The sequence below is a fragment of the Streptomyces murinus genome, assembly GCF_002154555.1.
GTDB classification, from domain to species: Bacteria; Actinomycetota; Actinomycetes; order Streptomycetales; family Streptomycetaceae; genus Streptomyces; species Streptomyces murinus.
This window is the reverse complement of the sequence record NZ_MUNF01000614.1, coordinates 1-5,273: the sequence shown is the minus strand read 5'-3', so window position 1 is coordinate 5,273 and position 5,273 is coordinate 1. Positions and strand designations below refer to the sequence as shown.

At 73.8% G+C, this 5,273-nt stretch carries 3 protein-coding genes; 1 reads left to right on the top strand and 2 read right to left on the bottom strand.

Going from position 1 to position 5,273, the window contains the following annotated elements; genetic code table 11:
- Both CCN72_RS31255 and CCN72_RS31250 read right to left on the bottom strand, forming a co-directional pair.
- A partial coding sequence (locus CCN72_RS31255) for a S1 family peptidase (RefSeq protein ID WP_143664256.1) occupies positions 1 to 874 on the bottom strand: 874 nt, incomplete at its 3' end.
- Entirely contained in the window at positions 871 to 1,263 is a 393-nt protein-coding gene (locus CCN72_RS31250) for a CU044_2847 family protein (protein ID WP_086811469.1), read from the bottom strand. The genes CCN72_RS31250 and CCN72_RS31255, both read right to left, overlap by 4 nt.
- Before the next feature lie 285 nt (positions 1,264 to 1,548).
- Between CCN72_RS31250 and CCN72_RS31245 the strand changes: the two genes are divergently transcribed.
- Entirely contained in the window at positions 1,549 to 5,187 is a 3,639-nt protein-coding gene (locus CCN72_RS31245) for a S8 family serine peptidase (protein ID WP_086811467.1), read from the top strand.
- The last annotated feature ends 86 nt before the right edge of the window (positions 5,188 to 5,273 follow it).

Here is a 5,273-nt window from a genome sequence, read left to right as displayed (position 1 = left end):
CCTTCGCGAGCGGCGCGGCGGGCGCGACCGCCGGCCCCGCCCCCACCAGTTCCCGCAGCCGCCCCGCGAACCGGTCCATCGCCGCCGGGTCGGGCACCTCCCACTGCACATACGCGGCGGCCGCCTGGAGCGTCGTGAACCCGCCCTCGGGCAGCGGCGGCCCGAAGGCGCCCACCGCGTCCACGTACAGCCGGTTGGGGTCGCAGTCCGGGACGCCCGGGGCGCTCCGCAGCAGCTCGTACAACTCCCGCAGGACATCGGTGCGATGGCCCGGGGTGGGCACCAGCTCGCCCAACTCCGGCCAGTGGCGGGCCAGTACGTCCAGCGGCAGCATCCGGCCCTTGCGCACGTCCGGCACCTCCGAGGCGGAGGTGACCATGCCGACCACCCGGCCGTCCGGCAGGGTCGCCGCCGCCCCGCTGAACCCGGCCACGATCGGCTGTCCGTGCCCCTGCCAGGCCACCAGCTCCAGCCACTCGCCCGCGATCAACTGCCCGGAGACGGCCCGGTATTCGGCGAGCGTGCCCTCGTCGTAGCCCGCCGGGAAGCCATAGGCGACCAGCCGGGGACGCGGCTCGGCGTAGGCGGCCTCCGGTGGTGCGAAGCCGGCCGGGGCGAGGGGGACGTCCCGGTCGAGTTCGAGCACGGCCACATCGCCGGGGTCGGTGAGGCCGCCCGCCCAGCCGCCGTGCGCGACGACCGACGCGGACACCTCGCCCAGCTCCCTGGCGTGCGGGAAGACCACGGTCACCGCGTCCAGGTCGCCGGCGCGCACGACATGGGCGCAGGTGAGCACCCGGCGGGCGGTGATCAGGAAGCCCGCGCCCACCTCATGGCCGCAGTGGATCCGGGCATGCCAGGCGGCACTGTTCATGGGCGCTCGGCGGACTCCGGCCCGGCGGCGGCCTGGCCCGGTACGGCGGGCAGCGCGTCGCCCGCCGAACTCCCCGGAGTCCAGTGGAGCTTGACGACCAGCTGGCCCTCCGCGGAACCCTTGGCGATGATCGCGCCGGCCTCCGCGGACATCTTCACGCCGAACTCGATCTCCACCGCGTCGGGCCGCAGGGCGCCGTCCCGGAAGACCCGCAGCGCGGCCTCCGCCGCCGCCCGTACGCCGTCCAGCGCGCCCTCGAAGGTGCGGGCCGCCCGCACCACTTCGTCGCCGCGCGAGACCAGCCGGGTGCCGGGCCGGGGGGTGACACCGGCCCCCTCCACCACGACGAGCGCGCCGTCCTCGGTCGTGAACTCCATCAGTTGGTCCATGCCGCCGCTCGCTCCCCCTCGTAGAGGACCTGTCGGAGCAGGTCCGTGAGCAACCCCCATGGTACGGACGGCGCTTCGCCAGTCCCACTCTTTACGCCCCGGCGGGTCAATCGGTCCGGCGTGGCGAGAACCCGCCACGGTGACAACCCGCCACGCCCGGCCCCCTGTGCGCTCCCGGCGCGCGCACCACACTCTTCTCTGCACGCAGAGCATGTACACGACACTAACGGCGGGCCGTCCCGGCGCGCGATCCGGACCTGAACGAGCACGTGGAAGAGGGCGTGGATGACCAGAGGACCAGTCGGACGCCGGGCGGCGCTGCTGTCGGCAGGGCTCGTGCTGGCCGCGGTGCCGGCACCCGGGGCGGTCGCCGCGCAGGGGCCGGCACCGGTGGTGAAGGCCGCGCCGGGGAAGCGGACCGGGCCCGCCCCGAAGACCGTCACCCTGGTCACCGGCGACAAGGTGACCGTCACCGACCTCGGACACGGCAAGGAGACCGCCACCGTCGAGCGTCCGCCCGGCGCCACCGGGGCCGTACGGACGCAGACCAGCGACGGCGATCTGACCGTCGTACCGGACGAGGCACTGCCGTACCTGCGCTCCGGGAAGCTGGACCGGCGGCTGTTCGACGTGAGCGCGCTGATCCGGCAGGGCCTCGCCGACACCCGTGCCACGTCCCTGCCGCTGATCGTCGGTTACGGCAAGGGCACCCGCGTCCCCGCCGCCGCCCCGGCCGGCACCACCCGCACCCGGAGCCTGCCCAGCCTGCGCGGCGCGGCCGTCGAGGCGGGCAAGGGGCGTACGTTCTGGCGGTCGTTCACACGCGGTGACGGCGTCGACAAGGTGTGGCTGGACGGGCGGGTGAAGGCCGACATGGCCGAGAGCAACGCCCAGATCGGCACACCGGCCGCCTGGGACGCGGGGCTGACCGGCAAGGGCGTCACCGTCGCGGTGCTCGACTCCGGCGCCGACCTGACCCACCCCGACCTGGTCGACCGGATCAGCCGGTCCAAGAGCTTCATCGACGGCGAGGAGGTCGCCGACCGCGACGGCCACGGCACCCATGTCACCTCCACCGTCGGCGGCAGCGGCGCCGCCTCCGACGGCAAGGAGAAGGGTGTGGCGCCGGACGCCACCCTCGCGGTCGGCAAGGTGCTCGACGACGAGGGCTCGGGCAGCGAGTCGCAGATCATCGCCGGAATGGAGTGGGCCGCGCGGGACGTGCACGCCCGGATCGTCTCGATGAGCCTCGGCTCCAGCGACCCGAGCGACGGCACCGACCCGATGTCCCAGGCCCTCGACAGCCTCTCCCAGGAGACCGGCGCGCTCTTCGTCGTGGCCGCCGGGAACACCGGCGCGCCCTCCTCCATCAGCTCACCCGGCGCCGCCGACGCCGCCCTGACCGTCGGCGCGGTCGACTCCGCCGACCAGCCCGCCTACTTCACCAGCGCCGGCCCCCGCGCGGGCGACGACGCCCTCAAGCCCGATCTGTCCGCCCCCGGCGTCGACATCCTCGCCGCCCGCTCCCAACTCACCGACGGCAGCGGCTACTACACGACCATGAGCGGTACGTCGATGGCGACCCCGCATGTCGCCGGGGTGGCCGCGCTGCTCGCGCAGGAGCATCCCGACTGGACCGGCGCGCAGGTGAAGGACGCGCTGATGTCGACGTCCCGGCAACTCGGCGTCTCCGCCTACACGGTGGGCGCCGGACGGGTGAGCGTCCCGGACGCCGTACGGGCCACGGTGACCGCCACCGGCAGCGCCGACCTCGGCTTCTACCGCTGGCCCTACCCCGCGGACAAGCCGGTCACCCGGACCCTGACCTACACCAACTCGTCCGACCAGCCGGTCCACTTGACCCTCTCGGCCCAGGACGCACCGGACGGAGTCGCCACCCTCGCCGACTCCGCCCTCACCGTCCCCGCCCACGGCACCGCGACCACCACCGTCACCGGCGACGGCTCCAAGGCGCAGGTCGGCACCACCAGCGGGCAGATCGTGGCCACCGACGACACCGGCGCGGTGCGCGCGCACACCGTGTTCGGGCTGGTCAAGGAGGACGAGCGGTACACCCTCACGGTCCACGTCAAGGACCGCGCGGGCGCTCCCACGGCCGCCGACCTCACCGTGCAGCAACTCGCCCAGAGCGCCGACCCCGAGGCGGACCACGTCGGCGACTCCGGCACGATCGAGCTCCGGCTGAAGCCGGGCACCTACGCCCTCACCTCCTTCCTCGACGTGCACGGCAGCCACGGCGCCGACTCGCTCGGCCTCGGCTTCCTCTCCGCGCCCGAGGTCACCCTCGACCACGACAGCGAAGTCACCCTCGACGGCACGAAGTTGCGCGAGATCAAGGCGGCGGTCCCGCGCCGCACCGAGACCCACCAGCTCCTGATGGAGTACGACCGCGCCGCGAACGGCGCCGACCTGTCCGGCGCGGTCCAGGTACCCCTCACCTACGACAGCGTCTTCGCCGCACCCACGCCCCGGGTCACCCAGGGCAGCTTCGAGTACCGCACGGTGTGGCGGCTGGCGAAGCCGCAACTGGAGGTCAAGGGGATCGGCGAGGCGACGGTACAGACCGGCGGCACCCTGACCTTCGGACGGCGCAGACTCCCGCTGGTGGACGTCGGCGACGGCCCCGTGCCCGCCTCCGCCGCCGGCAAGGCGGTGCTGGCTCATCTCGCCGACGGCGCGGACCCGTTGGCGCTCGCCCGGGCCGCGCAGGACGCGGGCGCCGAGGCGCTGTTCGTCACGGACGACGCGCCGGGACGGCTGATGGACTGGTGGGGCAACGACGACAACACCGACCGCCCGCTGCTGATCGCCACGGTGAACCAGGCGGACGCGGCCCGGCTGCGGGCGTCCTCGACGGTCGACATGACCGGCACGCCCGACTCCCCTTACGTGTACGACCTGTCCGAGGGCCACACCGGGGCGATCCCCGACCACGACCTCACCTACCGGCCCTCGCCTGGTCAACTCGCCGCCCTGCACGTCTCGTTCCACACGGCACGTCCGGCGAGCGGCGGTGAGTTCCGCTACTCCGTCACTGACACCTTCCCCGTCGGCATCGGCTTCCAGGAGAACATCGACCTGCCCGCCGAGCGCACGGACTACGTCTCCACCGGCCCCGGCCAGCTGTGGACCGAGTCCGTCACGATCGGCATGGGCACCCTGGAGGAGCGCAGCGGCCTGGTCCGCTACCAGGGCGGCAGCCGGGCCCGACTGCACTGGTTCCAGCCGGTGTGGCACCCCTGGCTCGGCACCGGCCTCGGCTGGGGCGAGCAGCGCACCGGGGACCAGATCCAGCTGAACACGCCCGGCTGGGGCGACTCGGGACCCGACCACACCGGGTTCGGCGATGTGTGGGGCGACAGCGGCATGACCCAGACCACCTCCGTCTACCAGGACGGCACCCTCGCCGACAGCGAGTCCGGCTCGACCGCGTTCGTCTGGGCCGCCCCGGCCGACGCGCACACGTACCAGGTGGTGACCGACACCGCCCTCGACGCCGACCACTGGAAGCTCACGACGCGGGGGCACACCGAGTGGACGTTCCGGTCGGCCCGGACACCGGACGACCACGCGACGACGCTGCCGCTGATCAACCTCTCCTACGGCCTGGACACCGACCTCGCGGGCACGGTGCCCGGCGGGCGGCGGCTGCCGGTGACGCTGGGCGCGCGGTACATGGCGGGCGCCTCCGGTACGGGCACGCTCGGCAGGGGCCGGCTGGAGGTGTCGTACGACGAGGGGACGACATGGAAGGCGGTGGCCCTTCGCGGGGCCGGGGCGTCGTGGCACGGGACGCTGGAGGTGCCGGGCACGGCCACGTCCGTCTCCCTGCGGGCGTCGGCGCGGGACGACAAGGGCGGGTCGGTGTCGGAGGAGATCATCAGGGCGGTGGGGGTGAGATAGCGGGGTCGCCCTCCCTCCCGGAGTCTTCGACGATCCCCCGGATGACCCCCAGCTCCACCAGGTCCTGCGGGCGGATACGGAGCTGG

Bases quoted from the DNA above. Each gene is read 5' to 3' on its own strand.
- CCN72_RS31245 (WP_086811467.1), top strand. From the start codon at position 1,549: ATGACCAGAGGACCAGTCGGACGCCGGGCGGCGCTGCTGTCGGCAGGG.
- CCN72_RS31250 (WP_086811469.1), bottom strand. From the start codon at position 1,263: ATGGACCAACTGATGGAGTTCACGACCGAGGACGGCGCGCTCGTCGTG.